This window comes from Streptomyces sp. NPDC021622, from assembly GCF_040640795.1.
GTDB lineage: Bacteria > Actinomycetota > Actinomycetes > Streptomycetales > Streptomycetaceae > Streptomyces.
The window spans coordinates 1-1,641 of sequence record NZ_JBFACK010000044.1; the positions used below are offsets into that span (position 1 = coordinate 1).

Annotated in this window: 1 protein-coding gene; it reads left to right on the forward strand. The window is 65.8% G+C overall.

Annotation, left to right across the window (positions count from 1 at the left end; all coding sequences use genetic code 11):
* Window positions 1-1,641: condensation domain-containing protein (locus AB0G47_RS40830; protein ID WP_360781179.1), on the forward strand; the 1,641-nt coding region annotated here is incomplete at both ends.

The following is a 1,641-nucleotide window of genomic DNA, read 5'->3' on the forward strand; positions in this document are numbered from 1 at the left end:
TCGCCGAGCTCCTGGGCCTGGACCGGGTCGGCATCGACGACTCCTTCTTCGACCTCGGCGGCCACTCCCTGCTCGCCACCCGCCTCATCAGCCGCATCCGGACGACCCTCGGCGTCGACCTGGAGATCCGCACCCTCTTCGAAAACCCCACCATCGCCACCCTCGCCCCACGCCTGGACGACCGGGAAACCGACAGCCCCGCACGGCCGGCACTGCTACCGGTGCGGCGCCCCGAGCACATCCCGCTGTCGTTCGCGCAGTTCCGGCTCTGGTTCCTCAACCGCATGGAGGGCGGCGCCGCCTACAACATCCCCATCGCGCTGCGCCTGCGCGGCCGCCTCGACACCTGCGCCCTCGACGCCGCCATCACCGACCTCGTCGAACGCCACGAAACCCTGCGCACCATCTTCCCCGAACACGACGGGACCCCGCATCAGAACGTGCTCCAGGACCCCGAATCCTGGCCCCAACTCCACCACCACACGACATCCGCCGCCGACCTCGACGAAACCCTCGGCCAACAAGCAGGCCGCCCCTTCGATCTCACCGCCCAACCGCCCTTCCGCGCCCAGCTGTTCACCCTCAGGACACAAGACCGGCACGACGAGGGCGACGAGGAGGGCGACCACGTACTCCTGCTGGTGCTGCACCACATCGCCGCCGACGGCTGGTCAGCCCGCCCCCTGGCCAACGACCTCACCACCGCCTACACCGCACGCCACCAAGGACACCCACCCACCTGGCCCCCCCTCCCCGTCCAATACACCGACTACACCCTGTGGCAACAACAACTCCTCGGCACCGAAAACAACCCCCACAGCCTCCTCAACCAACAACTCACCCACTGGAAAACCACCCTCAACAACCTCCCCGAACAACTCCAACTCCCCACCGACCACCCACGACCCGCCACCCCGACCCACCACGGAAACACCATCACCTTCACCCTCGACCCCACCACCCACCAAGCACTCCACCACCTCGCCACCACCACCCACACCACCCTCTTCATGATCGCCCAAGCCGCCCTCGCCACCCTCCTCACCAAACACGGCGCAGGCACCGACATCCCCATCGGCACCCCCATCGCCGGACGCACCGACGACGCCCTCGACAACCTCATCGGCATGTTCGCCAACACCCTCGTCCTGCGCACCCACACCCACCACAACCCCACCTTCCACCAACTCCTCGACCAAATCCGCACCACCAACCTCACCGCCTACACCCACCAAGACCTCCCCTTCGAAAAACTCGTCGACACCCTCGCCCCCACCCGCACCACCACCCAAAACCCCCTCTTCCAAACCATGCTCGTCGTCGAAAACAACACCACCCCCACCCTCAAACTCCCCCAACTCACCACCACCACTCACCCCACCACCACCCACACCGCCAAACTCGACCTCACCCTCCGCCTCACCGAACACCACACCCCCAACGGCACCCCCAACGGCATCCACGCCCACCTCGAATACGCCACCGACCTCTTCACCCACCACACCGCCACCCAACTCACCCAACGCCTCACCCACCTCCTCCACACCGCCACCACCCACCCAAACCAACCCATCAACACCATCAACATCCTCACCCCCACCGAACAACACCAACTCACCACACACTGGAACAACACAGATA